We start from the raw sequence: 24,567 nt of genomic DNA on the forward strand, positions 1-24,567 counted from the left end.
GGCCACCTGGGACGGTCCTCCCTGCTTGTCGTCAGCGGCGGACTTTGCTGCGGCCAGGCGTACGCGTGCCCGAGCGTGTGCTCGTGATCGGGTACGACGACCCCGAGGGTTACGCTCGCCAGCGGATCCTGTTCCAGCCCGAACTCGTCGTGCGGGAGTCGACAACGCCGTGAAGATCGCCCTGTTCGCCACCTGCGTGAACGACACGCTCCACCCCGGCACGGCCCAGGCCGTCGTCACGGTGCTGGAGCGGCTCGGCCACCACGTGGTCTTCCCCGAGGCGCAGACCTGCTGCGGGCAGCTGCACCTCAACACCGGCTATCCCGAAGAGGCCCTGCCGCTGGTGCGGTCCTTCACCGAGACCTTCGAGGACCACGACGCCGTCGTCGCCCCGTCCGGCTCGTGCGCCGCGATGGTCCGCGACTGGCACGGCAAGCTCGCCGCCCGCCAGGGCGACCACCGGCTCGCCGAACGCGCCCACGCGCTCACCCCGAGGGTGCACGAGCTGAGCGAGCTGCTCGTGGACGTGCTGGGCGTCACCGACGTCGGCGCCGTCTTCCCGCACCGGGTCACCTACCATCCGACCTGCCACGGGCTGCGCGTGCTGAAGCTCGGCGACAAGCCGCTCCAACTGCTGCGCGCCGTCAAGGAGATCGACCTCGTGGACCTGCCCGACGCCACCGAGTGCTGCGGCTTCGGCGGCACCTTCGCGCTGAAGAACGCCGACGTGTCCGCCGCGATGTGCGCGGACAAGACGGCGGCGGTCAAGCAGACCCGCGCCGAGGTGCTGTGCGCGGTGGACAACTCGTGCCTCACGCACATCGGCGGCACCCTGTCCCGGCAGCGCAGCGGGGTGCGGGTCATGCACCTCGCCGAGATCCTGGCGAGCGGCGCGTGAGCCGCCTGGACGCCTCGCCCGCCGAAGTGCTCCGGCGCGCCGAGCCCGAACACGACGGGCTTCACGCCGACGAGACAGCCGCGCGGATGCCCACCTACGTGGGGATGCCGTCGTTCCCGGAGGCGGCGCACGACGCCGTCGCCGACACCCAGTTGCGGCGCAACCTCGCGCACGCGACCGGGACGATCCGGGCGCGCCGGGCCGCCGCCGTCGCCGAGCTCGACGACTGGGCGGAGCTGCGCGACGCGGGCAGGCGGATCAAGGACCACACGCTCCAGTACCTCGGGCACTACCTGCGGCTCCTTGAGGAGAACGTCACGGCGGCCGGGGGCGTCGTGCACTGGGCGCGGGACGCCGGGGAGGCCAACACGATCGTCGCGCGGCTCGTCGCGGAGACGGGCGAGCGCGAGGTCGTCAAGGTCAAGTCGATGGCCACGCAGGAGATCGGGCTGAACGAGGCGCTGGCCGAGCACGGCATCACCGCCTACGAGACCGACCTCGCCGAGCTGATCGTGCAGCTCGCCGACGACAGGCCGTCGCACATCCTCGTCCCGGCCATCCACAAGAACCGGGCGGAGATCCGCGACCTGTTCAGCAGGCGGATGCCGTCCGCGCCCGCCGACCTGTCCGACGAGCCCGCCGAGCTGGCCGAGGCGGCGCGGCGCCACCTGCGCGCCAAGTTCCTGTCGGCGAAGGTCGCGGTGTCCGGGGCGAACTTCGCGATCGCCGAGACGGGCACCGTGCTCGTCGTGGAGTCCGAGGGCAACGGGCGGATGTGCCTGACGCTGCCCGACACGCTCATCACCGTCATGGGCATCGAGAAGCTCCTGCCGACCGCGCGCGACCTTGAAGTGTTCCTCCAGTTGCTGCCGCGCTCCTCGACGGCCGAGCGGATGAACCCGTACACGTCGGCGTGGACGGGCGTGACGCCGGGCGACGGGCCGCGCAACTTCCACCTCGTACTGCTGGACAACGGGCGCACCGAGATCAGGGACGAGGAGGTCGGACGGCAGGCGCTGCGCTGCATCCGCTGCTCGGCCTGCCTGAACGTGTGCCCGGTGTACGCGCGGGCGGGCGGGCACGCCTACGGGTCGCCCTATCCGGGGCCGATCGGGGCGATCCTGTCGCCGCAGATCCGGGGCATCGGCTCGACGGTGGACGCGTCGCTGCCGTTCGCTTCGTCGCTGTGCGGGGCCTGCTACGACGTGTGCCCCGTCGCGATCGACATCCCCGAGGTGCTCGTGCACCTGCGGGCCAAGACCGCGAAGAAGCTTCCCGAGAAGGCGGTGATGGGGCTCGCCGCGTGGGGGCTGCGCTCGCCCGCCCGGCTCGCCCTGGGCCAGGCGGTGGCGAGCCGGATGCGGCGGATCGCGCCGCATGTCCGGTTCCCCCGTGCCTGGGCCGACACCCGCGACCTGCCCGCGATCCCGAAGGAGTCCTTCCGCGCCTGGTGGAAGCGGACTCGGGGCTTCGCGGCGGCGCCCGACCGGAAGGACGGCTCCCGATGAGCGCCCGCACCGACATCCTCGCCCGGCTCGGCACGCCCGAGGGCGACCCCGAGACCGAGTACCGGCTGCTGCGCCGCGCCTACCGGGAGCGGCACCACGACGGCGACGTCACCGGGCTCTTCGCCGAGCGGGTCGCCCACTACAAGGCGGTCGTCCACCGCCTGTCCGAGGCGGAACTACCCGACGCCCTCGCCGCCGCCCTGCGCCCCCGCCCGGAGTCCGGGCACTCCCGGCAAGTCCAGGGCTCGCCGAGCGCGCGGCCTCCAGGCCCCGACAAGCACAGCCCTTACGTGTTGCCGGACGGCTTCCCTGAGGCGTGGGCGGCCGGGATCGACGCGTCCCTGCGCGCTCCGCGCGACGCCGACCTGGACACGGTGTCCGGGGTCGTCACCGCGTGCGCGGTCGCGATCGCCGAGACCGGCACCATCGTGCTGGACCACGGCCCCGGCCAGGGCCGACGGGCGCTGACCCTGGTGCCGGACCACCATCTTGTCGTCGTCAAGACCTCACAGATCGCCCCCGACGTACCCGGTGCGCTCGCCCGGCTCGACATCACCCGGCCGCTCACGTTCATCTCGGGGCCCTCCGCCACCAGCGACATCGAGCTGTCCCGCGTGGAGGGCGTCCACGGCCCCCGCACGCTGGAGGTCTTCCTCATCTGACCACCCGGTTCCGGGCGGTCGGGAAGAATCCCATATTTCCCATTGATTTCGTAGGGAATTGGGGGGATCATCGCTGTGACCTGACGTGAGGGTGGGTTCGGGGGCCGCCCGTGGACGGCTGAATGCCGTGGAAAGGCACGCGATGAGCGACCCCGACAAGCCCGCTGTCGCGCCCCCGCCGACCGAGGGCGAGAGCAAGACCGCGTTCAACGAGGACTGGGCGGCCACCATCCTCGGCCTGCTCCTGCTGGCGCTGGTCCTCACCGGCGTCATCCCGACCGGGGTGGTGCCGTAATGAGCACCGAACCGCAGGCGGCGCCCGCCGAGCCCACCCCCGAGTCCTCCTCCCCCGCCCAGAACGCCCTCGTGTGGGGCCTGCTCGGCTTCCTCGTCGTCCTCGTGATCGGGGCGCTCACGCGGCTGCTGGAGACCAAGGTCCCCGAGTGGTTCGACGGCTCGGACCTCGCGTCCGCGATCGAGTACCCCGTCTACGCGATCCTCCTCGGCCTGGCCGGGAACGCCATCCTCACCATCACCGGGGTGCGCGACAGACTCGCGGGCGGCTTCCGCACCGAGTTCCTGATCAAGACGGGCCTCGTGCTGCTGGGCGCGTCCATCAACCTCAAGGTCATCGTGACCGCCGCCGGGCCCGCGATCATCCAGGGGCTCATCCTCATCAGCTCGGTGTTCCTGTTCACCTGGTGGCTGGGCGGCAAGCTGGGCCTGGACGACAAGCTGCGGGCGCTGCTCTCGGCGGCCGTCTCGATCTGCGGGGTGAGCGCGGCGATCGCCGCGGCCGGTGCGGTGCAGGCGCGGCGCGAGCAGCTCGCCTACAGCGCGAGCCTGGTCATCGCGTTCGCGCTGCCGTCCATCTTCATCCTCCCGGCCCTGGCGTCGGTGTTCGGGCTGTCCGACGTCGTCGCGGGCGCCTGGATCGGCGGCAACATCGACACCACCGCCGCGGTGACGGCCGCCGGCGAGCTCGCCGGCGAGGACGCCCTGACCATCGCCGCGATCGTGAAGAGCACCCAGAACGCGCTCATCGGCGTTGTCGTCGTGGCGCTCACCGCCTGGTTCGCGTTCAAGATCGAGCGCACGCCGGGCTCGGCCCGCCCGTCGCTCGGCGCCTTCTGGCAGCGGTTCCCGAAGTTCATCATCGGGTTCGTGCTCGCCTCGGCCATCGCGACCTGGTACCTCACCACCGTCTCGTCGGCCGACGGCAAGGAGACCATCGGCGTCGTCAACGACCTGCGCACCTGGTTCCTCATCCTGGCCTTCGTCTCCATCGGCCTGGAGTTCAAGGTGACGGCCCTGAAGGAGGCCGGCTGGCGCCCCGTCATCGTCTTCGCCTCCGCCACCCTCGTCAACATCGTCCTGGCCCTCGGCCTGGCCCTCCTCCTCTTCCGCAACTTCACCATCCCCACCTGACAACCCGACCCCGCCCAGGTCCCCCACCGGACGCCCACCCAAGAACTTGACACCATCAAGATCTTCCGTGGGTGCCCGCCCGGGGGACCTGGCACCTCCCCCAACCCTCCTGCCCCTCGCGGACGCCGAGACGCAGGAACCTGGCATCGTCAAGATCCCCCGAAGCCACTCGCCCACGGGAATCCGGCATCGCCGATCCCCCGCTGGTGCCCGCACGGGAACCTGGCATCGTCAAGATACGACAACCTGACAGCGTCCGGACGTGGGAGCTCTCCCTCGACAAGATGTGAGAACTTGTCGCCGTCAAGATATGGGAACTTGCCACCGTCAGGATGCGGTACCTTGCCACTGTCAAGATGTTGGAACTTGTCGCCGACTAGATAGGGCCCGCTCCCCGCTGGGGGGCGGGCCCGGTGTCTGGTTTTGGCCACTGGGGCGGGAGCTCTTTGGATTGACGTCGGGGCGGGGGGTGCCTACGGTCGGTGGAGGCCCGTCACCGCGTGCGTTCGGCAGGTGCGGTGGAGACCCGCCGGTCCGTCCTGGCCGCGTTCTCGGGCGGCGCGGGCGGGGCGGGGCCGGTGTGCTCCGATGGACGGGCTCGCGGGTCAGAGGCGGACGATCATCTTGCCGATGTTGTCGCCTCTGAGCAGGCCCAGGAAGGCGTCCAGGGCGCTGGCGATGCCGTCGGTGAAGGTCTCGCGGTAGCGGAGTTCGCCGGACGCGACGCGCGGGCCCATCTCGGCGAGGAACTCCGGGCGGAGGTCGAGGTGGTCGCCGACGAGGAAGCCCTCGATCCGGCCCCGCGTCTGGATGAGGCGGGAGAGGTTGTCGGGGCCCGGCGCGGGGCTCGTGTCGTTGTAGCGGGAGATCATGCCGCAGACCGCGATCCGGCCGCGCAGCCGCAGCGCGCCGAGCGCCGCCTGGAGGTGGTCCCCGCCGACGTTGTCGAAGTAGACGTCGACGCCGTCGGGCGCGGCCACGGCGAGCTGTTCGGCGACGGGCGCCTTCTTGTAGTCGAACGCGGCGTCGAAGCCGAACTCCTCGCGCAGCAGCCGCACCTTCTCGGGGCTGCCCGCGGATCCGACGACGAGCGAGGCCCCCCTGATCCTGGCGATCTGCCCGACGGTACTGCCCACCGCTCCGGCCGCGCCGGACACGAACACCCTGTCGCCCGGCTGGAAGGCCGCTGTCCGCAGCAGGCCCGCGTAGGCCGTCAGACCCGTCATGCCGAGCACACCCAGGTAGACGCTGGCGGGGACCCCCTCCTGCGGGCGCAGGACGACACCCTGCCCGGCGTCCAGCACCGCGTACTCGCGCCAGCCCAGCATGTGCAGGACAAGATCACCCGGATCGAATCCGTCGACCGTGGAGGCGACGACCTCGCCTATCGCGCCGCCCGTCATCGGCTCGCCCAGCCCGTACGGGGCGATGTAGGACGGCACGTCCGACATCCGGCCCCGCATGTAGGGGTCCACCGAGACGAACACGTTGCGGACGAGGAGCTGGCCCGGGTCCGGCACGGGGACCTCGACCGTCGCGAGGTCGAAGTCCCCGGGGACGGGCACACCGACGGGCCGCCGCAGGAGCCGCCATTCGCGGCCGGTGAGAGCTGCCATGCCCCTCCCCTACCCGGCCGGGGTCACGTCCCGGTCAAGGACCAGCCCTGCCGTGGGTTCAGCCGCCGCAGCACGTCGGTGATCGTCACCACGCCGATCGGCTCGCCGCCCTCGGTGACGACGACGAGCTGGTTGCCGGTCTGCCGCATCTGGGCGAGCGCCGTGTAGACGGGCAGGTCGGCGTCCATCAGGTAGGCGGGCCGGACGAGCGCGTCGATCGGCGCGCCGTCGGGCAGCGCCAGGGTGTCGCGGACGTGCACGACGCCCCAGTCGGCCAGCGGCCCCGTCACCAGGATCCGCAGGTGCCCGGAGGTGCGGCTCACCTCCTGGACGTCGGCGACGGTCGAGCCCGGCGGGACGGCGCTGGGCGTCACCCCGCGCCGGACCAGCTCGCCGATCCTGAGGTTCTGCAGGTCGATGGCGAGCGAGAACTGGGCCGAGTAGCGCGGTTCCAGCGCGCCGACGTTCGCCGAGTGCTCGACCAGGTGGCGCAGCGCCGCCGGGTCCTGCCCTGCCGCGACGTGGTCGGCCGCCTCGACGCCGACCCGGCGCAGGCACCGGTTGGCCGCGTTGTTGAGGGCGATGAGCAGCGGCCGGGTCAGCCACATGAACGCCCGCATCGGCAGCGCCAGCAGCGTCGCGGACTTCTCCGGGTGGGCGATCGCCCAGGACTTGGGCGCCATCTCGCCGATCACCAGGTGCAGGAACGTGACGATCACCAGCGCCAGCACGAACCCGGCGCCGTCGGCCAGCCACAGCGGCGCGCCCCAGCGCTCCAGGAGCGGGGTGAGCCAGTGGTGCACGGCGGGTTTGGTGATCGCGCCGAGCGCCAGGGTGCAGACGGTGATGCCGAGCTGGGATCCGGCGAGCAGCACGGTCAGTTCGGACGAGCTGCGCAGCGCCGCCCGCGCCGACCTGCTGGTCTGCGCGGCGTCCTCCAGCCGGTGCCGTTTGGCGCCGATCAGGGCGAACTCGACGGCGACAAAAAAGGCGCTCAGCGCGATGATCGCCGCCGTCACGACGATGACGATCCACGGGTCGCTCATTCCGCGCTCCCCTCGTCGGTCTCCTCGGCGGGTTCGTCGACCTCAAGGCGGATGGACGACGGGACGTGGTTGTCGATCTCCAGGACCTCCACGTGGATCCAGCGGCGGGGCGGGTCGTCGGCGTGGGCGAGGTCGGCCGGGTCGGGCGGCAGCTCGATGTGGAGCTTTGTGCCGACGGACGGGAGCGCGCCGTGCTCGGCGATCACCAGCCCGGCGATCGTCTCGTAGTCGCCCTCGGGGAGCGCGTGGTCGATGGTCCGCTCGACCTCGTCCACGTGGAAGTCGCCGGGGATGATCCAGGCGTCGCCGCCCGCGGGGGCGGGTTCGTCCTCGTCCACGTCGTGCTCGTCGGTGATCTCGCCGACGAGTTCCTCGGAGAGGTCCTCCAGGGTGATGATCCCGGCGAAGCCCCCGAACTCGTCGACGACGCAGGCGAGTTGGGCCCGCGCGGCGGTCATCGCGTCCAGGGCGGCGGGCAGCGCCATGAGGGTCGCCACCACGGTCGCCGGACGCATGATCTTGGTGGCGGGCACCGTGTTGTCGGGCGCGGCGAGCACGTCGTCGAGGTGGACGACGCCGACCACGCGGTCGTCGTCGTCCAGGACGGGGTAGCGGGAGTGTCCGGCGCTCATCGTCATCCGGACGTCGGCGACGGTGTCGTCGGCCTCCACGACGTCCACCCGGGAGCGGGGGATCATGGCGTGTTCGACGTCGCGTTGGGGGAAGTCGAGGATCCGGTCGAGCAGGATCGACAGGTCGGGGGGCAGGTCGCCGGAGCGCCGCGAGTCCTTGACGATGTGGGCGAGGTCGCGGGCCGTCGCGGAGTGCTCGACGTCGTGGACGGGCTCGATCCGCAGCATCCGGAGCAGCGTGTTCGACGCCTGGTCGAACACCCAGATCAGCCAGCCGAACGCCTTGAGGTAGCCGAGGGTCGAGCGGGACAGCCAGCCCGCGACGGGCTCGGGCCTGGCGATCGCGAGGTTCTTCGGGAACAGTTCGCCGAAGACCATCTGCACGATGGTCGAGAAGGCCAGCGCCAGCACGGTGCCGACGGCGACGCCCACGCCGACCGGGACCCCGGTGACGCCGAGGAGGTCGCCGAGCGCGCGGCCGATGAGGGGTTCGGCGACGTAGCCGACGAGCAGGCCGGTCACGGTGATGCCCAGTTGGGCGCCGGACAGCATGAAGGAGGTGCGGCGGGTCACTCGGAGTGAGCGCGCCGCTGTCTTGTCACCGGCGTCGGCCCTGGCGTGGAGCCGTGAGCGGTCCACCGCCATGAAGGCGAACTCCTGGGCCACGAAGTAGCCGGTGAGCGCCGTGATCAGGAACACCACCGCGACGCCGAGCAGCAGTGAGAGCACCGCGGTCATCGGCGGCCCGCCAGGGGCTCGGTGGTGTCGGGACTAGGAGGATGGTCGGGGTCCAAGGTCGCTCTCTGCTGGTTGGATTCGGTCACGGATACAACGATCAGCACGGATGTCCGGTTCCCGGCCGATCACTCAGGTCATACCCGTCGCGCGGGGTGCGTCCGACACCGCCCCCTGGCGAAGGCCGGACGGCGCCGGGGCGGGCCCGGCGCCGTCCGGGGGTCAGTCGGCCACGAGGAGGGCGCGGCGGCCGTACAGCTCGCGCTGGCGGCGCACCGCGTAGACGCCGGGCGCGCACCCGGACGCGCCGTGTTCGGGGTGCAGGAGGTGGACGGGTTCGGTCGCCTCGAACAGGGCGACGGCGAGGCCGTCCCGGTCGTGGGGCCGCACGGTGTACCGGCAGGCGCCGGGGTCGGCGACGAGGGTGTGCGGGTTGCCGCCGTCGGCGCCGCGCACGAGCACGACGCCCTCGGGCGGCACCGGGGTCCACGGGGCGCTCGGGTGGTTCCGGCAGCCCGGCCGGTCGCCGCACGGCTGGACGCGGTCGGCGATCATCGGGAGGGGGACGACGATGAGGTCGCCCTGGGCCTGGATCCCGGCGGTCACGGGGATCGTGACGGCGAACTCCAGGTGGTCGAGGGCGGTCATCCCGGTCTGGTGGCAGAGGTCGGCGAGGGTCACGGAAGAGGTCATCGGCATCACCTTCAGGTCCGGCGGGTCAGGGTGGCGTACTCGTCGCGGGCCAGGCCGTACGTCCAGGCCGCGGCGGCGACGGGATCGGTGAAGCCCTCCGGCACGGTGAGCCCGTACCGGCGGCGGCGCCCGTCCCGTTCGACGGAGCCGTTGACGGCGAGCAGCACCCGCGTCCCGTCCCGTCCGAGGTCGTAGAGGCGCAGTTCCGCGCCGGGGTTGCCGGGGTCGGGGGCGGTCGCGAGCAGGGCGAGGCCCGCCTCGTCGAGGTAGCGGGCCCAGCCGATCCGCTCGATCGCGCAGCGCCGCACCTCGGCGTTGCGCTCCCGGCCGATCCGGCCGGGGTCGGGGTCGTCGATCACCCAGGCGGGCACCGTGGTGCCGTGCCAGGCGTGCAGGGCCCACCCGTCGGCGTAGCGGACGGCCGGTCCGTCGGCCCGGTGGAGGCGGACGGCGTCCGGCCGGTCGGCGGGCTCGGTGTGCAGCTCCACGGGCCGCTCGGCGACGACGCACACCCGCTGGCGCGGCCACCATGGGCCCGTGGACCGCGCGGCGGCCGTCCACAGGTCGAGGAGCCGCCGGAGGTCGGGGGCGAGGTGCAGGCCGGCGAGGCGGCACAGCGTGTCGTGGTGGGCGGCCCACGGCGCCGCCAGCGCGGTGTACCAGCCCCTGCCCCCGGCGTAGGGGTCGTCGTCGGCGGCGCGGAGGATCCGGTCGTGGACGGCGGCCTGGGTGGCGTTCAGCGGCACGTGGAGCATCGGCCTGAGGAGCCTGTCGGCGGTGACGTGGCCCGGCCGCAGCGCGGCGTCGGCGGCGAGGCCGAATCCCGTGACGAGGTGCCTGAGCGCCCTGACGACGGGCCAGGAGTCGAGGTCAGCGACGTCCTCGGCGCCGTCCCGGTGGCCGGGCGGCCGGGTGTGCAGGGCGGCGAAGGGCGAGGGGACCCAGTGGAACCGTGGTGGGGGGTGTCCGGCGAGCTGGTAGAGGCCGGAGATCGCGGCCTCGGCGGCCGGGCGGTCGGCGGGCGCGGTGGACAGCATCGTGTCCCGCCAGGCTTCTCGGATGGGCGCGACTTCCCGTCGCCCGAGAAGGCTCATCGCAGGGGGGCTTCGAGCCCCTTTCGCTTGATCATGTCCCTCAGGGTGCCAGAGGCCCGGCGCGGCTGTCCAGCCCCCGGCCTCCGGCCGGGACCTCGGCCAGCGCGGCGACGAGCGGCGCGAGCCGCGGGTTCTCGGCGGCGGCGGCCAACGCCTCGCGGAGCGCGCGGTCGTTGGTGGGGCGGGCTTCGGCGAGCAGTTCCAGGCCCGCGGGGGTGACGTCGGTGTAGATGCCGCGCCGGTCGGTCGGGCAGAGGTGGCGGGCGAGCAGGCCGCGGTTCTCCAGCCGGGTGACGAGCCGGGTCGTGGCGCTCTGGCTGAGCACGACGGCGTCGGCGACCTGCTTCATCTGGAGGTGGCCGCCCTCGCCCGCGTGCTGGCGGCTGAGCACGTCGAGGAGGGAGAACTCCCGGACGCTCAGGCCGTGCCCGGCCTGGAGCGCCCGTTCGAGGTGGGCGTCGATCCTGCCGTGCAGGAGGGACAGCGCGCACCAGCCCTGGGCCAGGGCCGTCGGCTCGGGGTGGGCGGTCATGCGCACAGCGTACCAAGACAGGCCGGTATCCCGCGCTTGCAAGTAATCGGCGTATGCAACTATTGTCTTCGCCTGTTAAGTGTGGACGCAATCTTTGGGGGACCCACATGCCCGTCGCGCTCCTGGCCCTGGCCATCGGGGCCTTTGCCATCGGCACCACCGAGTTCGCCATGATGGGCCTGCTGCCGCTCACCGCCGCCTCGTTCGACGTGTCCATCCCGACCGCGGGCTGGCTCGTCACCGGATACGCGCTCGGCGTCGTCGTGGGCGCACCCGTGATGACGGCGCTGGGCACCCGGGTCTCACGCAAGCGGATGCTCATGCTGCTCATGGTGCTCTTCGTCGTCGGCAACGCGCTGTCGGCGCTCGCGCCCACCTTCGGGATCATGCTCACCGGACGGGTCGTCGCCTCGCTCAGCCACGGCGCGTTCTTCGGCATCGGCTCGGTCGTCGCCGCCGGGCTCGTCGCGCCCGAGCGGGCCACCGCCGCCATCGCCGCGATGTTCACCGGGCTGACCGTGGCCAACCTCGTCGGCGTGCCGCTCGGCACGCACGTCGGGCAGGTGTTCGGGTGGCGCGCCACGTTCTGGGCGGTCGCCCTGCTCGGCGTCGCCGGGCTCGTCGGGATCGCCCGGCTCGTCCCGGAGATCCCCGCTCCTGAGGGCGTCCGGCTGCGGCACGAGATCCGCGCGCTCGGCGACGCGCAGGTGCTCCTGGCCATGGCCATGACGGTGCTGGGCTTCGGCGCGGTCTTCGCCGCCGTCACCTACCTCGCGCCGATGATGACCGAGACCGCCGGGTTCGCGGCGTCGTCGGTGAGCTGGCTGCTCGTACTGCTCGGCCTCGGCATGGTCGCCGGGAACCTGCTCGGCGGGCGGTTCGCCGACCGGGCGCTCCTCCCGACGCTCTACCTCTCGCTCGCCGGGCTCGCCGTCGTGCTGACGTTGTTCGCGTTCACCGCGCACGCCAAGCTGCCCGCCGCCGTCACGCTCGTGCTCGTCGGCGGGCTCGGCATGGCGACCGTGCCGCCGCTGCAGAAGCGCGTCCTGGACGGGGCCGCCGCCGCGCCCACGCTGGCGTCGGCGGTCAACGTCGGGGCGTTCAACCTCGGCAACGCGCTCGCCGCCTGGCTCGGCGGGCTCGTGATCGCCGCCGGGCACGGGTACACCGCGCCGAACTGGGTCGGGGCCGGGCTCGCGGGCGCGGCGCTCGCCGTCACCGGGCTGTCCCACGCGCTGGAGCGGCGGGCCGCCGGAGCGCCCGTGCCCGTCGCCGTGTGACGGCCGCCCGGTACGGGCAATCCATCCGTAACGGCCACGGAACGGGACGGACACCGGAATAAGCCAACTTGGTCGTCAACGGACGCGGCGGCCAGAATGGACGCCGGGAGACGGCCACGGACGGAGGTGGGACGGGTGCGGACAGCGGGTGACCTGCGGCGGCTCGTCCACCGGACCGCGTGGACGCGCGGCAGAGTCGCGCACGGGAGACAACGGGACCAGGCTGTAACAGCCTGAGCGCAGCACCGGACGCGCCCGCGTCCGGCCGGGGCCGCGCGCCCCTCCCCCCGCTCTCCCGAAACGGAGTCCCCGATGACCGCGACCGAGTCGCTGCCGCGCGGCTGCACCTTCGACCCCGCCGACTGGGCCATCCTCGCCCGGCACTGGTACCCCGTCGCCCTTACCCGCGAGGTGGATGGCGCGCCCTTGGCCGTCACCCTTCTCGACGAGCGCCTCGTCGTCTACCGGGCCAACGGCTCCGTCGTCGTCGCGCCCGACCTGTGCCCGCACCGCGGCCTGCCGCTCAGCATGGGCTCCGGCGACGGCACCGCGCTCGCCTGCGCCTACCACGGGCTGCGGTTCGGCGAGGGCGGCAGATGCGTCGGGATCCCCGCGCACCCGACAGCGAAGATCCCCGAGCGGATGCACCTGGCGACGTACCCGTCGGTCGAGCGGTACGGGCTGGTGTGGACGTGCCTGCGGCCGACATCGGACGAGCCGGACATCCCGCGCATGGCACTGTGGGACGAACCAGGATTCCAGCGGATCAACTGCCCGTGGATCGACATCGCCGCGTTCGCCGGACGCCAGGTCGAGGGGTTCCTCGACGTCGCCCACTTCGGGTTCGTCCACCTGGAGTCCTTCGGCGACCCCGGCAACACCGAGGTGCCCGAGTACACCCCCGTCCGGCACGAGAAGGGCTTCTCCGTCGACTACTGGAGCACCGTCAGCAACTACGCCCGAGGCGGACCCAAGGCGCCCGACGGGTACCTGTGGCTGCGGCACTTCGACGTGCACCTCCCCTTCACCGCGACGCTCGTCGTGCACTTCCCGGGCGGCGGAAGGCTCAACATCATGAACGCGGCCTCGCCCGTGTCGGCGCGCCGGACCCGGATGTTCGCGCCGATAGCCCGGGACTTCGACACCGACCAGCCCGTGCAGGGCGTGTACGACTTCAACCGGACGGTCTTCGAGGAGGACGCCCGCATCGTCGAGGCGCAGCGGCCGGAGAACCTGCCGCTCGACCCCCGGATCGAGGTCAACATCCCGGCCGACCGCAGCTCCGTCGCCTACCGGCGCGGCCTGCGCGACCTCGGCCTCAGCCACTTCTTCACCGCCTGAACCCCACCCGAGGAGAACACCCATGGACGTCTCGACCCTCGCCACCTCGTTCGGCGCGCGGCTGCCCGCGTGGGTGCTGGCGGAGCTGGCGGACGTGCCCGCCGCCGCGCCGTCCGACGCCGAGCGGCTCGCCCTCACCAACCGGCTCGCGGCCCGCAACCACCGGGAGGACACCGGCGGCCCGTTCGCGGCGCTCGTGGTGGAACGCGACAGCGGTCTGATCATCTCGGCGGGCGTGAACGTCGTGCTCGCGTCCGGGCTGTCGTCGGTGCACGCCGAGGTCACCGCGCTCTCGCTCGCGCAGACCCGGCTCGGCCGCTGGGACCTCGGCGCGCCCGGCACGCCCGACCTCGAACTCGTCGTCAACTGGCGGCCCTGCGTGATGTGCTACGGCGCCGCCATGTGGTCGGGCGTGCGGCGGCTGCTCATCGCGGGCGACGGCCCCGAACTGGAGGAGCTGACCGGCTTCGACGAGGGCCCGATGCGCGAGGACTGGGCGGCCCAGTTCGCCGCCCGCGGCATCGAGGTCGCCTTCGGCGACGCCCGCGAGGAGGCCATCGCCGTCTTCGCCGAGTACGGCGCCCGAGACGACGCCGTCGTCTACAACGCCCGAGGCACCGCCACCGTCTGAGCCCCTCCCCCTCCCCTGACCCGCGCGCGGGTCAGGGGGCGGGGGCCTGGGCGGCGGCGGTGAGCATGGCGGTGAGGTCGGCGGTGAAGACGTCGTGGGGCAGGAGCGGGGGGTCGGGGCGGGCGGCGCGGTCGGCGAGGACGGCGGTGAGGAAGGCGATGAGGGCGGCGACCCGCTCCAGGGCGACCGGCTCCGGCAGGCGCGCCATGAGTGCCTTCTCCAGGACGGAGAGCTGGCGGGAGATCTCGGTGCCCGCGAGGAACGCCGGGGACTCGCGGGTGCGCACCCCGGCCTGGCCCGCGACCTGGGCGACGACCCGCAGGAAGTGGCGGCCCTCGTCGGTGCGCAGCTCGGCGGCGATCGGCGCGACGATCGCGGCGACGATCTCCGGCACGTCGGCGGCGGCGAGGTCGGCGGCGGCGCGGACGGGCTCCATCCGGTCCATCCCGGCCTGGAGGATCGCTTCGAGCAGGCCGCGCCGCGAACCGAAGTGATAGGTGATCGCCGAGTCGTTGCCCTGGCCGGCGAGCCACACGATGTCGCGCGTCTTCGCGGCGTCCACACCCTGCTCGGCGAACAGGCGCGCGCCGGCCCGCACGAGCCGGGCCCTCGTTCCGGTTGCGTCCCTGGCCATGGGGTGATAGTAACAGGAGGTGTTAATAACGGGGTCCGTTAGTTCGGGTCGATCGGCGCGGTCGGCTCGGCGGGCGGGCTCCGTGCCGCCGCCCACCCCCGGCGAGGTGCCCGATGCGTTACGACCCGTTCGACCCCGCGTTCCAGGCCGACCCGTATCCCGCCTACCGCGTCCTGCGCGACACCGAGCCGGTGCACCGGCACCCGGCGCCGCACTACTGGGCGCTGTCCCGGTTCGCCGACGTCTGGGCCGCGGTGCGCGATCCGGCGACGTTCTCCTCGGCGCGGGGCCTCACCTTCGCGCCCGACGAGATCACCGCGCTGGGCCTGCCGCCGACACTCGTCATGCTGGACCCGCCACGGCACACCGCGCTGCGGCGGCTGATCTCGGCCGGGTTCACGCCACGCCGGATCGCCGCGATGGAGGAGGAGTTGCGCGGGTTCGTCCGGGGGCGGCTCGCCGCGATGGAGCGCACCGCCGCCGAGGGCGGCGTGCCCGACCTGCACCGCGACTACTCCTCGCCGCTCCCCACCTTCGCGCTGGCCCGGCTGCTCGGCGTGCCGGAAACCGACAGGGCCCGGTTCGACCCGTGGGTCACCGCGCTCACCACGATCCAGGACGAGGGCCTGTCCCTGGACGACACGGCGGCCGTCACCGCCGTCGGCGAGATGTTCGAGTACTTCGGCGCGCTCATCACCGCCCGCCGCGCCGACCCGGCCGACGACCTCATCAGCGCCCTCACCCGCGTCGGGCTCGACGGGCCCGACGGCGAGCGCCTCACCGACTGGGACATCCTCGGCTTCTGCTTCGTCATGGTCGCGGGCGGCAACGACACGACCGGCAACCTCATCTCCCACGCCGTCGTCCTGCTGGACTCCGACCACGCCCAACGCGAACGCCTCGTCGCCGACTTCTCCCTCATCCCGAACGCCCTCATGGAGTTCCTCCGCCTGGAGGGCTCCGTCCAGGCCCTGGCCCGCACCACCACCCGCCCCGTCACCCTGCACGGCGTCGAGATCCCCGAGGGCGAGAAGGTGATGATGCTCTACGGCTCCGCCAACCGCGACGAACGCGAGTACGGCCCCACCGCCGCCGCCCTCGACATCACCCGCCCCCACCCCCGCCACCTCGGCTTCGCCAGCGGCCCCCACTTCTGCATCGGCTCCCACCTGGCCAAACTCCAAGCCCGCGTCGCCCTCGAAGAGCTCTACACCCGCCACCCCCACCTCTCCGTAGACCTCCCCTCCGCCCACCGCATCTCCTCCCCCTTCACCCGAGGCTGGCACTCCCTCCCCACCCCCACCCTCAACAACCCACCCCCCTGACCCCAACCGCCCCCGCCTCCCTCCTCGAACGCCTCCACGCCACCCTTCCCCCACCCGACACCCCCACAAGCCCACAACACTGACCCAACCGCCCCCGCCGCCCCCACCTCCCTATCCGGCATCTCCACGACGACGAAGGACATCCGCGCGCCGCCCACGAGGCTCCACGACCCGTGGCGACCCGCGCCGCACGCGAGGGGTTCCAAGACCCGTGGCGACCCTCGCCGCCCGACTCCCACGGCGGCACTGTCGGCGCCTTGCGGCGGGCGTCCCCCGGGCCGTGCACACGCCCGGGGAACTCTGGCAGGGTGGGCGGATGGCCGCAAAGGGGCATCGCGCACGTTTCCAGGACCGGCGCGAGCACCTGTACGACTTTCTGGACGAGGTGCTGGTCCGGTGCCCCCGCTGCACGGCCTGCGCCGTCGTCGTACCCCGGCCCAGCACTCCGCCAGACAGAACCAAGCCTCCCGGAGCCCCGCACCCCGACCGACGACTCCGCTGCGACACCTGCGCCCTCGTCCGGGACACCACCGCCACCACCCTCACCTTCGGCACCCCGCACGACCCCTACTTCCACCACCCGCTCTGGCTCCAGGCCGACGTCCGCGGCCACATCCTCTGGGCCTACAACGCCCAACACCTCACCCTCCTGGAAACCTACGTGTCCGCCCACCTCCGTGAACGCGGCACCGCCGCCCCCGCCGCTCCCACCTCCCTACTCGAACGCCTACCCACCTGGATCAAGTCCGCGAAGAACCGAACCAAGATCCTCCAGACCATCCACCACCTCCACGCCACCCTCCCCCCACCCGACACCCCCGCAGGCCCACAACCCTGACCCGCGAACGGGGTTTGTGGTGAGGCCGCGACCCATCCATCGCACCGCGCGCTTCGCCTCCGTGCGGGCGCTGGCGGGTGGAGGTGTCGCGCTGGTGAGAGGCGGCGGGCGAGGAGAGTGGGCTGTTGGGCTTTGGCGTGGGAGGGCGGATGGGCGTGGCTTGGGTTTGTGGTGAGGCCACAACCCATCCACCGCACCGGGACTTCGCCTTCCCGGGTGCGCTGGTTGTTGGAGGTGTTGCGTTGGTGAGGGGTGGCGGGCTTTGGCGGGGTGCGGTGGGTGGGGAGAGCGGGTTGGGGGTGGCCCCCGGGCTTGGTTTGGGGTGGTAGGGCCCGGGGGCGTTTTTTGTTCGGCGGGGGTGGGGTGGTTGGGGGCGGTCAGGGGGTTCGGTGGGTGTTGGGGGGTTGGGGGCCTATGTGGAGGGTGGAGGGGGTGGGGGTGGCTAGGTGGAGGCGGCGGGGGGTTGGGGAGGTGGGGAGAGTGGTCCAGGGGTTGGTGGTCGGGGGGGATTCGGGGAGGTAGTCGGGGTAGTCGCTGCTGGTGATGTCGAGGGACAGGGTGTGGCCTGGGGGGAGGCGGTAGGCGATGGGTTGGAGGTCGATGATGACGGGGGAGGCGGAGGCGCCGGTGGGGAGGTGGGTTTGGCCCTTGGTGATGAGGTGGGCGGTGCCGTCCGGGGACAGGTCCAGGAGGCGGGCGTGGATGTTCGCGCCTTCCGGGGCGTCCAGGAGGAGGCGGGCGACGGCCCAGCCGATGAGGTCCACCGGGGTGCGGACGGGGGTGCCGGTGAAGCGGAGGACGTCCGGGCGGTCGGCGAGCGGAGCGAGGTCGGGGCGGTCGTGCAGGGCGGCGAACGGGTTCGCGCTCACGGACGGCACCAGGTTCGCCGGGTCGTGCACCCAGACGGCTTCGCCCCCCTCGTCCGGATCATGCAGCGAGACCGGTTCGTCTTCAGCGGCCGGATCGTGCGGCCGGGCGGCTTCGCCCTCCTCGTCCGGATCGCGCAGGCGGGCGGCCTGGCTCTCCGGCTCCGGGGCGTGGACCGAGATGGCTTCTTCGCCCTCGGGGTGTGGGTCGGGCGCCCAGGAGGCTTCGGTGAGGAGGCGGCCGCCTGGGGCCAGGGGGAAGGTCCAGGAGGGGGTTCCGGACGGGGGGAAGGAGACGTCGTCGGGGACGGTTCGCCACTCGCCGTGGCAGATCTCGTAGGTCAGGCGGGGGACGGGAGAGGAGGAGCGGCCCAGGACCGCGTCGAAGAACTCCAGGGCCGGGTCCAGGTACTCCGGGAGGAGGCGGGACCGGGCGGCGGGGTTCAGGGTGTGGTCGTCCTCGGGTCGGATCGGGGAGCGGGACAGGCGGTTGTTCTCGTGGTCGATGGCCTCGACGCGCAGGTGCAGTGTGTCGGCCCAGCCGGGGGTCGCGGTGAGCGCCCGGACGTCGAGCCACGACCAGAGCGCGCAGTTGTCGAACCAGCCGATCGTGTAGAGGGCGGGCACCGGCGGCGCGGCGGGCAGCTCCTTCGGTGACGGCGGCACAAAGCCGGGGCCGTCGCCGAACTCCGCGTCGAAGTTCGCGGAGCGGCGGCCCAGCGCGGCGAAGAACCGTTCGAACTCGGCGCGGAGCGGCCGTGCCGTCCAGTCGACCTCCCACTCGTAGGTGTCGCGGTCCACGAAGTGGGTGGCGAAGTACACCTTGCGGGCGGTCTGTTCGACGTCGCGGGTGCCGTCGCCGTGGTCGAGCACCGTGGAGAGTTGCGACCCGGTGACGCGCGGCGCGATCGCCCGCAGCGCCGGATGCCCGCCGATCGCGGCGGCGATCGCGGTGTAGCCGAAGTAGGAGTCGCCCCACATGACGATGTCGCCGGTGCACCAGGGCTGGGCGGCGATCCACGTCAGGGTGTCCTGCCCGTCCTCCACCTCGTGCACCCCGAACTCGGGGACGCCCTCGGACCGGAACTTGCCCCGGACGTCCTGGACCACGACCGTGTACCCGCGCGCCCGGAAGTACCGGGCGATCTCCGGCAGGAAGCAGTACTCGCCGTCCTTGTCGTACGGGACACGGGTGAGGATCACGGGAGCGCGCCCGTCGGCGGTGTCCGCCCGGTAGACGTCGGCGGCCAGCCGGACACCGTCCCGCATCGGGACGAGCACCTGTTCGGCGTCCGCCGGAACAGGCGCGGGCGTGATCCGATCAATCGTCGGCATAACGGGTTCTCCTGTTTGTCGTGGTCCAGAGGGCGCGTCACGGCCCGATGTCGTCGGGCGCGCGCGATCCCCGGGAGTGGTTCGAGTGGGGCGGCGAGAGCCCCGTGAGGCGAGGGTCAGGGGACGTCGAGGGCTCGGCGGCCCGCCGCGACGCGGTCGGGGTCCCAGCCGGGGCCCGGGACGGAGTCGAGCAGCAGCCGGGTGTAGGGGTGCCGCGGGGCGCGGAGCAGGTCCTCGGTCTCGCCGCGTTCCACGACCTGGCCGCCGCGCATCACGAGGGCGCTGTCGGTGAGGTACCTGACGACGGCGAGGTCGTGGCTGACGAACAGGTAGGCGATGCCGGTGTCGCGGCGCAGCCCGTCCAGCAGCGTCAGGATCTGCGCCTGGATGGACACGTCGAGCGCCGCGACCGCCTCGTCGAGGATGAGCACCCGAGGCCGCACGGCCAGGGCCCGCGCGATCGCGGCGCGCTGCCGCTGCCCGCCGGACAGCTCGCGCGGCAGCGCCGCCCCGAGCCGCTCGTTCAGCCCGACCTGGTCGAGCAGCTCGGCGACGCGGGCGCGCCGCGCGGCGGCCGGTCCCGGCGCGTGCAGCCGCAGCGGTTCGGCGACGGACTCCGCGACGGTCCGGCGCGGGTCGAACGAGCCGTACGGGTCCTGGAAGATCATCTGGAGCGCGGCGGCCTGCCGGAGCCGGTCGCGCCGCGACCGTCCCCCCAAGGGCCGCCCCTCCAGCAGCACCGTCCCGGCGGTCTGGTGTTCGAGCCCGGCGAGGATCCGCGCGACGGTCGTCTTGCCGGAGCCTGACTCGCCGACGATGCCGAGCGACTGGCCGGGCAGCAGCGTGAAGTCCACCCCGTCGACGGCGGTGAAGGACCCGAACCGCTTCACCAGCCCGGCGACCTCAAGCAGCGGCGCGCCGCCCGTCGCCCCCGAGGGCAACCCCTTCCCCGCGCCGCTCATGCCGCCTCCTTCCCGGGCCGCAGGCAGGCGACCGCTGAAAGCCCGTGCGAGCGCGTCTCGGGAACCCCGGCCGCGCACTCCTCCACGGCACGCGGACATCGGTCCCGGAACGCACACCCGGAAGGCGCCTCCGCCAGCGCGCGCGGCGCCCCCTTGATCGCCCTGATCTCCGCCCGCCCGTGCAGCGACGGGCTGGCCTCCAGCAGCGCCCGCGTGTACGGGTGGGCGGGCTCGGCGAACAGCGCGGCGCCGGGCGCCTCCTCGACGATCCGGCCCGCGTACATGACGTAGATCCGGTCGCAGATCGCGGCGGCGAGGTCGAGGTCGTGCGTCACGAACAGCATCCCGGTGCCGCGTTCGGCCTGGAGCCGCCGCAGCAGCCCGACGACCTCGGCCTGGGTGGTGACGTCGAGCGCCGTCGTGGGCTCGTCGGCGAGCAGCAGGTCGGGTTCGGCGGCGAGCGCCCCGGCGATCATGACGCGTTGGAGCATGCCGCCGGAGAACTCGTGCGGGTAGCGGCGCAGCGCCCCGCGCGGGTCCCGGATGCCGACCTGGGCGAGCAGGTCGGCGGCGCGCGAGCGGGCCGCCTTCGCCGGGACGCCACGGGCGCGCAGCCCCTCGGTGAGGTGGTCGCCGACCCGGCGCACCGGGTTGATGGCCGACCTCGGGTCCTGGAAGACCATCGCGGCCCGGTGCCGCCGCACGTCCCGCAGCGCGGCCCGGCCCGCGCCGAGCACGTCGCGTCCGGCGACGGTGACCCGGCCGGTGGCGCGCGCCCCGCGCGGCAGCATGCCGAGGGCGCTGCGCGCGGTGAGGGACTTGCCCGAGCCGGACTCCCCCACGAGGCCGACGGTCTCGCCGCGCGCGACCCGCACGGTGACGTCGGCGAGCAGCGGCACCGGCCCGAGGGAGAGGCCGAGCCCGCGGATGTCCAGGGCGTCGGCGGCGGTGCCGTCCGTGGTGTCCTTCGCTCTCTTCTCCAGCACTTTCACGTGTCCTGCTTTCTGGCGATGGTCCCGCCGAGGTGCCCGCCCAGCACGTTGACGGCGATGACGGTGAGCAGCACCGCGACGCCGGGGACGAGGCCGCTCCACGGGGAGCCCTGGAGGATGGCGCTCTGCGCCTGGCTGATCATGGAGCCCCAGTCGGCGGCCGGGGGCCGGACGCCGAGGCCCAGGTAGGACAGCGACGCGAGGTCCACCAGCGCGTATCCGAAGGCGAGGGCGCTCTGTGCGACGAGCACGGGCAGGATGTTCGGGAGCAGGTGCCGCAGCGTCACCGACACCTCCCCGTACCCGAGGACGCGTGACGCCTCCAGGTACGGCCGGGCGCCTTCCTGGACGGCGGCGCTCCGCACGATCCGTCCGATGAACGGCGTGTAGGCGACGGCCAGCGCGCACACGGGCGCGGTGAGCCCTGGCCCGGTGACGGCCGACGCGAGGATCGCGAGGAGCAGGCCGGGGAAGGCGAACACCACGTCCATGCCGCGTGAGATGACGGCGTCGGCCCAGCCTCCGGCGCGCGCGGCGAGCAGCCCGAGCGCGGTGCCGAGCACGAGGGACAGCGCGACGACGCCGAGCGGGGCGAGCAGCGACAGCCGGGCCCCGTACATGACGCGCGACAGCACGTCGCGTCCGGTGGAGTCGGTGCCGAGGAGGTGGCCTTCGGTGCCGGGCGGCGCGAGCGAGTTCAGCAGGCTCGTCGTGTCGGGGTCGTGCGGCGCGAGCAGCGGCGCGAGCAGGCCCGCGAGCGCGACGACCACGAGGAACCCGGCGGAGGCGACGACGGCCGCCGGATGCCTGCGCCGGAGCCGGAGCCGACCGGGCCGGAGTTTGGCGACGGCGAGCGTCATGCCTTCACCCCCCGGGCGGTGCGCGGGTCGAGCAGCGGCAGCACCAGGTCCACGACCGTGTTGACCACGACGAACAGGAGCACGGCGATGAGCGCGATGCCCTGCACGACGGGGAAGTCGCGGCGGGAGACGGCGGTGATGAGCAGCGAGCCGACCCCGTCGAGCCCGAACGCCGTCTCCACCACGGCGGTGCCGACGAACAGGCTCGCGACCATGACGCCGATGACCGTCACCAGCGGCGCGAGCGCGTTGCGCACCACGTGCCGGGCGATCAGGGCGGCGCCGCCGACGCCGCGCCCGCGCGCCGCCTCGACGTGTTCGCGGTCGAGTTCGGCGCGCAGCGCGGCGTGCCCGACCCGGGCGAGCACCCCGAACACGGCGATCGCCATGGCGACGGCCGGGAGCGTCAGGTGCCAGAGCCGGTCGGCGAAGCCGCTGCCCGCGCCGGTCGCGGGGAACCAGCCGAGCCCGACGGCGAACACCGCGAGCAGGATGATCGCCGCGACGAACGAGGGCGTCGCGGTGGCGACGGCGGCGGCCGCGGTGGCGATCCGGTCGGCGAGCCCGCCGCGCACCGCCGACACGAGCGCGGTGCCGAGGCCGAGCACGAGCGCGAGGATCGCGGCGTACGCGATGAGCAGGCCGGACACGCCGAGCCGGGCCGAGACGAGCGTGCCGACCTCGGTCTGGAAGCTCAGCGACGTGCCCAGGTCGAGCCGGAGCGCGTGCCCGAGCCAGTCCAGGTAGCCGGTGACGACGCCCTGGTCGAGCCCGTACCGCTGGCGCAGCGCCTCGATCTGGTCGGGCGACAGGCGGCTGGCTCCGCTGACGGCCAGGACGGGGTCGCCCGGCATCAGCCGCAGCGACCCGTACACCGCCGCCGAGGCGACGAGGACCGTGGCCGCCGCGCCGAGGACGCGGCGGCCGCAGTGGACGGCGAAGGAACGCACCGTCACTTCCCGCCGAGGGAGGCGGCCCACGGCGTGTACACGTCGCGGTGGGAGGGGGCGAGCCCGGTCAGCTTCGATCCGTAGTACACGTTGACGTACTGCGTGGCGATCGGGATGTTCACCAGGTCGGCGGCCATCACGGCCTGCGCCTTGACGACGTGTCCGGCGCGCTTGACGGGGTCCTCCTCGCCCTGCGCGGCGGCGACGGCCTTGTCGTAGTCGGTGTTGCGGTATCCGGCGAAGTTGTAGAAGTTCCCGGTGGTGAAGTACGAGTAGTAGGCGACCGGCTCGGGGAAGTCGAGGTAGCCGGTGACGATGAACGCGTCGAGTTCGGCGCGCGCCTCGGCGGAGGAGAAGATCCCGCCGTACTGCTGCGGGTTGAGCGGCCGCAGTTCGACGTTCAGCCCGGCCTGCGCGGCGGAGTCGCCGATCGCGGTGGCGATGCGGGTCTCCTCCTCGCTGGAGGTCGCGTAGGCCAGGACGATCTTCTCCTTGGCCTTGGCGGAGCCCGCGGCGAGCTTCTTGGCGCCGTCGAGGTCCTGGGCGGGCTCGGGCAGCGCGTCGTATCCGGCCTTCAGGGCCTCGGGCGCGTAGCCCCAGGCGCCGGGCGGGACGAGGGAGCGCAGCGGCTGGGCGGTGCCGCCGTAGACGGACTCCAGGATGCCCCGGTAGTCGATGACCTTCTGGAGGGCGGCGCGGACGGCGGGGTCGCCGAGCGCGCCGTCCTGCTTGAGCACCGCGAGGAAGGTGGCGCCCAGGCCGGTGTTGAACAGCAGGTTGCCCTTGCCGGCGAGCTGGGCGTGCGCGGCGCGCGGCGCGGTGAACTGGCCGTCGACGTCGCCGCTGGCCAGCGCGGCGGCCTGGGCGGCGGGGTCGGTGACGAACGTGAAGTCGACCTTGCCGACCTTCGGCTTGGCCGTCTCCGCGTTCCACCAGCCGTCGTTCCGCTCGATGGTGATGCGCTGGCCCTGGGCCCAGGTGCCGAGCTTGTAGGCGCCGGTGCACATGAGGCCGCCCTGGGCGGTGCCGAACGCCTTCCCGGCCCGCTCGGCGTACTTCTTCTGCACGACGCTGAACGCGGGCGTGGCCAGGAAGTTCGGGACGAGCACGTCGGCCTTGCGGAGCCGGATGGTGATCTCGTGCGCGCCGGTGACGCGCACGTCGCGCAGGTGCGCCGACCAGCCGATCCAGGCGGAGCCGAGCGCCGGGTTGAGGATGCGCTGGATGCTGTACAGGACGTCGTCGGCGGTGACGGGGTCGCCGTTCCAGAACCTGACGCCCTCGCGGAGCTTGACGACGTAGGTCAGCGGGTCGGGGTGCGCCAGGTCGGTGGCGAGCGCGGGCAGGCGCTCGTAGCCGGGGCCGAAGGTGAACAGGCTCTCGCAGAGGTTGGCGACGACGGTGCTGACCGGCTCGATCGAGGACGCCGCCGGGTCGAGGACGGGCGGTTCGCCGCTCGGGATGTTCCAGGTGATCGAGGCGACCTCGGACGTCGGGGCGGGCACGGCGGTGGTGACGGGTACCGGCGCGGTCCCGGCCGGGTCGGCGCCCTTGCCGCCGCCGGAGCCGGAGCAGGCGGCGAGGGGGACGAGTCCGGCGAGGACCGCGGCGACGGCGGTCAGACGAGAACGGTGCATGGGGACGGGGACCCTTCGTGTCAGGTGCGGGATGCGGTGATCTGCGCGGCCCGCTCAGGCGGCGCGGCGAGG

The 24,567-nt window shown here is 73.0% G+C and carries 23 protein-coding genes; 10 read left to right on the forward strand and 13 right to left on the reverse strand.

The window, feature by feature from the left end:
* The first annotated feature begins 169 nt into the window (after positions 1–169).
* The 5 genes from LO762_RS11065 to LO762_RS11085 all read left to right on the forward strand — a co-directional run bounded on the left by LO762_RS11065 (position 170) and on the right by LO762_RS11085 (position 4,496).
* On the forward strand, positions 170–898 hold the full coding sequence (locus LO762_RS11065; RefSeq protein WP_230614506.1) for a (Fe-S)-binding protein: 729 nt from the start codon (positions 170–172) through the stop codon (positions 896–898).
* Between the two features lie 104 nt (positions 899–1,002).
* Complete coding sequence (locus LO762_RS11070) at positions 1,003–2,406, forward strand: lactate utilization protein B (RefSeq protein ID WP_230614969.1); 1,404 nt, start codon at positions 1,003–1,005, stop codon at positions 2,404–2,406.
* Positions 2,403–3,068 carry an LUD domain-containing protein gene (locus tag LO762_RS11075; protein WP_230614507.1) on the forward strand — a complete coding sequence of 222 codons (666 nt, stop codon included), beginning with the start codon at positions 2,403–2,405 and terminating at the stop codon, positions 3,066–3,068. Before LO762_RS11070 ends, LO762_RS11075 begins: the two co-directional genes overlap by 4 nt.
* A 142-nt stretch (positions 3,069–3,210) precedes the next feature.
* Positions 3,211–3,363: a hypothetical protein gene (locus tag LO762_RS11080; protein WP_230614508.1), complete on the forward strand. Its 153-nt coding sequence runs from the start codon at positions 3,211–3,213 to the stop codon at positions 3,361–3,363.
* On the forward strand, positions 3,363–4,496 hold the full coding sequence (locus LO762_RS11085; protein ID WP_230614509.1) for a YeiH family protein: 1,134 nt from the start codon (positions 3,363–3,365) through the stop codon (positions 4,494–4,496). Before LO762_RS11080 ends, LO762_RS11085 begins: the two co-directional genes overlap by 1 nt.
* A gap of 605 nt (positions 4,497–5,101) precedes the next feature.
* Here the strand turns inward: LO762_RS11085 and LO762_RS11090 are convergent.
* The 6 genes from LO762_RS11090 to LO762_RS11115 form a co-directional block, all read right to left on the reverse strand.
* Positions 5,102–6,112, reverse strand: coding sequence for an NADP-dependent oxidoreductase (locus LO762_RS11090; protein WP_230614510.1), 1,011 nt, complete (start codon positions 6,110–6,112; stop codon positions 5,102–5,104).
* A 23-nt stretch (positions 6,113–6,135) separates the two neighbouring features.
* Entirely contained in the window at positions 6,136–7,158 is a 1,023-nt protein-coding gene (locus LO762_RS11095) for a hemolysin family protein (RefSeq protein WP_230614511.1), read from the reverse strand.
* On the reverse strand, positions 7,155–8,528 hold the full coding sequence (locus LO762_RS11100; RefSeq protein ID WP_230614512.1) for a hemolysin family protein: 1,374 nt from the start codon (positions 8,526–8,528) through the stop codon (positions 7,155–7,157). The genes LO762_RS11095 and LO762_RS11100 overlap by 4 nt, the downstream gene beginning before the upstream one ends.
* 219 nt (positions 8,529–8,747) lie before the next feature.
* A complete protein-coding gene (locus tag LO762_RS11105; RefSeq protein ID WP_230614513.1) occupies positions 8,748–9,218 on the reverse strand; it encodes a hypothetical protein in 471 nt (156 codons plus the stop codon).
* Positions 9,219–9,229: 11 nt separating this feature from the next.
* Complete coding sequence (locus LO762_RS11110; protein WP_230614514.1) at positions 9,230–10,312, reverse strand: DUF6745 domain-containing protein; 1,083 nt, start codon at positions 10,310–10,312, stop codon at positions 9,230–9,232.
* 40 nt (positions 10,313–10,352) lie between these two features.
* On the reverse strand, positions 10,353–10,844 hold the full coding sequence (locus LO762_RS11115) for a MarR family winged helix-turn-helix transcriptional regulator (RefSeq protein WP_230614515.1): 492 nt from the start codon (positions 10,842–10,844) through the stop codon (positions 10,353–10,355).
* Positions 10,845–10,951: 107 nt separating this feature from the next.
* Between LO762_RS11115 and LO762_RS11120 the strand changes: the two genes are divergently transcribed.
* The 3 genes from LO762_RS11120 (at position 10,952) to LO762_RS11130 (ending at position 14,096) form a co-directional block, all read left to right on the forward strand.
* The gene (locus tag LO762_RS11120) at positions 10,952–12,124 is read left to right on the forward strand and encodes an MFS transporter (protein ID WP_230614516.1); all 1,173 of its coding nucleotides are present in this window, start codon (positions 10,952–10,954) and stop codon (positions 12,122–12,124) included.
* Positions 12,125–12,436: 312 nt separating this feature from the next.
* The gene (locus tag LO762_RS11125) at positions 12,437–13,465 is read left to right on the forward strand and encodes an aromatic ring-hydroxylating dioxygenase subunit alpha (RefSeq protein WP_230614517.1); all 1,029 of its coding nucleotides are present in this window, start codon (positions 12,437–12,439) and stop codon (positions 13,463–13,465) included.
* A 22-nt stretch (positions 13,466–13,487) separates the two neighbouring features.
* Positions 13,488–14,096 carry a nucleoside deaminase gene (locus tag LO762_RS11130; protein WP_230614518.1) on the forward strand — a complete coding sequence of 203 codons (609 nt, stop codon included), beginning with the start codon at positions 13,488–13,490 and terminating at the stop codon, positions 14,094–14,096.
* Positions 14,097–14,127: 31 nt separating this feature from the next.
* Here LO762_RS11130 and LO762_RS11135 read toward each other — a convergent pair whose 3' ends face one another.
* The gene (locus LO762_RS11135) at positions 14,128–14,730 is read right to left on the reverse strand and encodes a TetR family transcriptional regulator (RefSeq protein ID WP_230614519.1); all 603 of its coding nucleotides are present in this window, start codon (positions 14,728–14,730) and stop codon (positions 14,128–14,130) included.
* A gap of 113 nt (positions 14,731–14,843) precedes the next feature.
* Here LO762_RS11135 and LO762_RS11140 point away from each other — a divergent pair, with 113 nt between their 5' ends.
* Together LO762_RS11140 and LO762_RS11145 are read left to right on the forward strand one after the other, a co-directional pair.
* Entirely contained in the window at positions 14,844–16,055 is a 1,212-nt protein-coding gene (locus tag LO762_RS11140; RefSeq protein ID WP_230614520.1) for a cytochrome P450, read from the forward strand.
* A gap of 316 nt (positions 16,056–16,371) precedes the next feature.
* The gene (locus LO762_RS11145; protein ID WP_230614521.1) at positions 16,372–16,893 is read left to right on the forward strand and encodes a hypothetical protein; all 522 of its coding nucleotides are present in this window, start codon (positions 16,372–16,374) and stop codon (positions 16,891–16,893) included.
* Between the two features lie 377 nt (positions 16,894–17,270).
* Here LO762_RS11145 and LO762_RS11150 read toward each other — a convergent pair whose 3' ends face one another.
* From LO762_RS11150 to LO762_RS11175, 6 genes are all read right to left on the reverse strand, one after another.
* A complete protein-coding gene (locus LO762_RS11150; protein ID WP_230614522.1) occupies positions 17,271–19,094 on the reverse strand; it encodes a CocE/NonD family hydrolase in 1,824 nt (607 codons plus the stop codon).
* 116 nt (positions 19,095–19,210) lie between these two features.
* A complete protein-coding gene (locus LO762_RS11155) occupies positions 19,211–20,056 on the reverse strand; it encodes an ABC transporter ATP-binding protein (RefSeq protein WP_230614523.1) in 846 nt (281 codons plus the stop codon).
* Positions 20,053–21,042 carry an ABC transporter ATP-binding protein gene (locus LO762_RS11160; protein WP_230614524.1) on the reverse strand — a complete coding sequence of 330 codons (990 nt, stop codon included), beginning with the start codon at positions 21,040–21,042 and terminating at the stop codon, positions 20,053–20,055. Before LO762_RS11160 ends, LO762_RS11155 begins: the two co-directional genes overlap by 4 nt.
* Before the next feature lie 2 nt (positions 21,043–21,044).
* On the reverse strand, positions 21,045–21,908 hold the full coding sequence (locus tag LO762_RS11165; protein WP_230614525.1) for an ABC transporter permease: 864 nt from the start codon (positions 21,906–21,908) through the stop codon (positions 21,045–21,047).
* Positions 21,905–22,858 (reverse strand): ABC transporter permease, encoded by a 954-nt coding sequence (locus LO762_RS11170; protein WP_230614526.1) that lies wholly within the window; start codon positions 22,856–22,858, stop codon positions 21,905–21,907. The genes LO762_RS11165 and LO762_RS11170 overlap by 4 nt, the downstream gene beginning before the upstream one ends.
* Before the next feature lie 2 nt (positions 22,859–22,860).
* Positions 22,861–24,495 (reverse strand): ABC transporter substrate-binding protein, encoded by a 1,635-nt coding sequence (locus tag LO762_RS11175; protein ID WP_230614527.1) that lies wholly within the window; start codon positions 24,493–24,495, stop codon positions 22,861–22,863.
* Positions 24,496–24,567 lie beyond the last annotated feature (72 nt).

The organism is Actinocorallia sp. API 0066, assembly GCF_020991275.1.
Taxonomy (GTDB): Bacteria; Actinomycetota; Actinomycetes; order Streptosporangiales; family Streptosporangiaceae; genus Actinocorallia.

Bases quoted from the DNA above. Each gene is read 5' to 3' on its own strand.
- LO762_RS11145 (WP_230614521.1), top strand. From the start codon at position 16,372: ATGGCCGCAAAGGGGCATCGCGCACGTTTCCAGGACCGGCGCGAGCAC.
- LO762_RS11115 (WP_230614515.1), bottom strand. From the start codon at position 10,844: ATGACCGCCCACCCCGAGCCGACGGCCCTGGCCCAGGGCTGGTGCGCG.
- LO762_RS11100 (WP_230614512.1), bottom strand. From the start codon at position 8,528: ATGACCGCGGTGCTCTCACTGCTGCTCGGCGTCGCGGTGGTGTTCCTG.
- LO762_RS11140 (WP_230614520.1), top strand. From the start codon at position 14,844: ATGCGTTACGACCCGTTCGACCCCGCGTTCCAGGCCGACCCGTATCCC.
- LO762_RS11165 (WP_230614525.1), bottom strand. From the start codon at position 21,908: ATGACGCTCGCCGTCGCCAAACTCCGGCCCGGTCGGCTCCGGCTCCGG.
- LO762_RS11120 (WP_230614516.1), top strand. From the start codon at position 10,952: ATGCCCGTCGCGCTCCTGGCCCTGGCCATCGGGGCCTTTGCCATCGGC.
- LO762_RS11095 (WP_230614511.1), bottom strand. From the start codon at position 7,158: ATGAGCGACCCGTGGATCGTCATCGTCGTGACGGCGGCGATCATCGCG.
- LO762_RS11070 (WP_230614969.1), top strand. From the start codon at position 1,003: ATGCCGTCGTTCCCGGAGGCGGCGCACGACGCCGTCGCCGACACCCAG.
- LO762_RS11090 (WP_230614510.1), bottom strand. From the start codon at position 6,112: ATGGCAGCTCTCACCGGCCGCGAATGGCGGCTCCTGCGGCGGCCCGTC.
- LO762_RS11080 (WP_230614508.1), top strand. From the start codon at position 3,211: ATGAGCGACCCCGACAAGCCCGCTGTCGCGCCCCCGCCGACCGAGGGC.
- LO762_RS11175 (WP_230614527.1), bottom strand. From the start codon at position 24,495: ATGCACCGTTCTCGTCTGACCGCCGTCGCCGCGGTCCTCGCCGGACTC.
- LO762_RS11125 (WP_230614517.1), top strand. From the start codon at position 12,437: ATGACCGCGACCGAGTCGCTGCCGCGCGGCTGCACCTTCGACCCCGCC.
- LO762_RS11110 (WP_230614514.1), bottom strand. From the start codon at position 10,312: ATGAGCCTTCTCGGGCGACGGGAAGTCGCGCCCATCCGAGAAGCCTGG.
- LO762_RS11085 (WP_230614509.1), top strand. From the start codon at position 3,363: ATGAGCACCGAACCGCAGGCGGCGCCCGCCGAGCCCACCCCCGAGTCC.
- LO762_RS11135 (WP_230614519.1), bottom strand. From the start codon at position 14,730: ATGGCCAGGGACGCAACCGGAACGAGGGCCCGGCTCGTGCGGGCCGGC.
- LO762_RS11150 (WP_230614522.1), bottom strand. From the start codon at position 19,094: ATGCCGACGATTGATCGGATCACGCCCGCGCCTGTTCCGGCGGACGCC.
- LO762_RS11155 (WP_230614523.1), bottom strand. From the start codon at position 20,056: ATGAGCGGCGCGGGGAAGGGGTTGCCCTCGGGGGCGACGGGCGGCGCG.
- LO762_RS11130 (WP_230614518.1), top strand. From the start codon at position 13,488: ATGGACGTCTCGACCCTCGCCACCTCGTTCGGCGCGCGGCTGCCCGCG.
- LO762_RS11075 (WP_230614507.1), top strand. From the start codon at position 2,403: ATGAGCGCCCGCACCGACATCCTCGCCCGGCTCGGCACGCCCGAGGGC.
- LO762_RS11105 (WP_230614513.1), bottom strand. From the start codon at position 9,218: ATGACCTCTTCCGTGACCCTCGCCGACCTCTGCCACCAGACCGGGATG.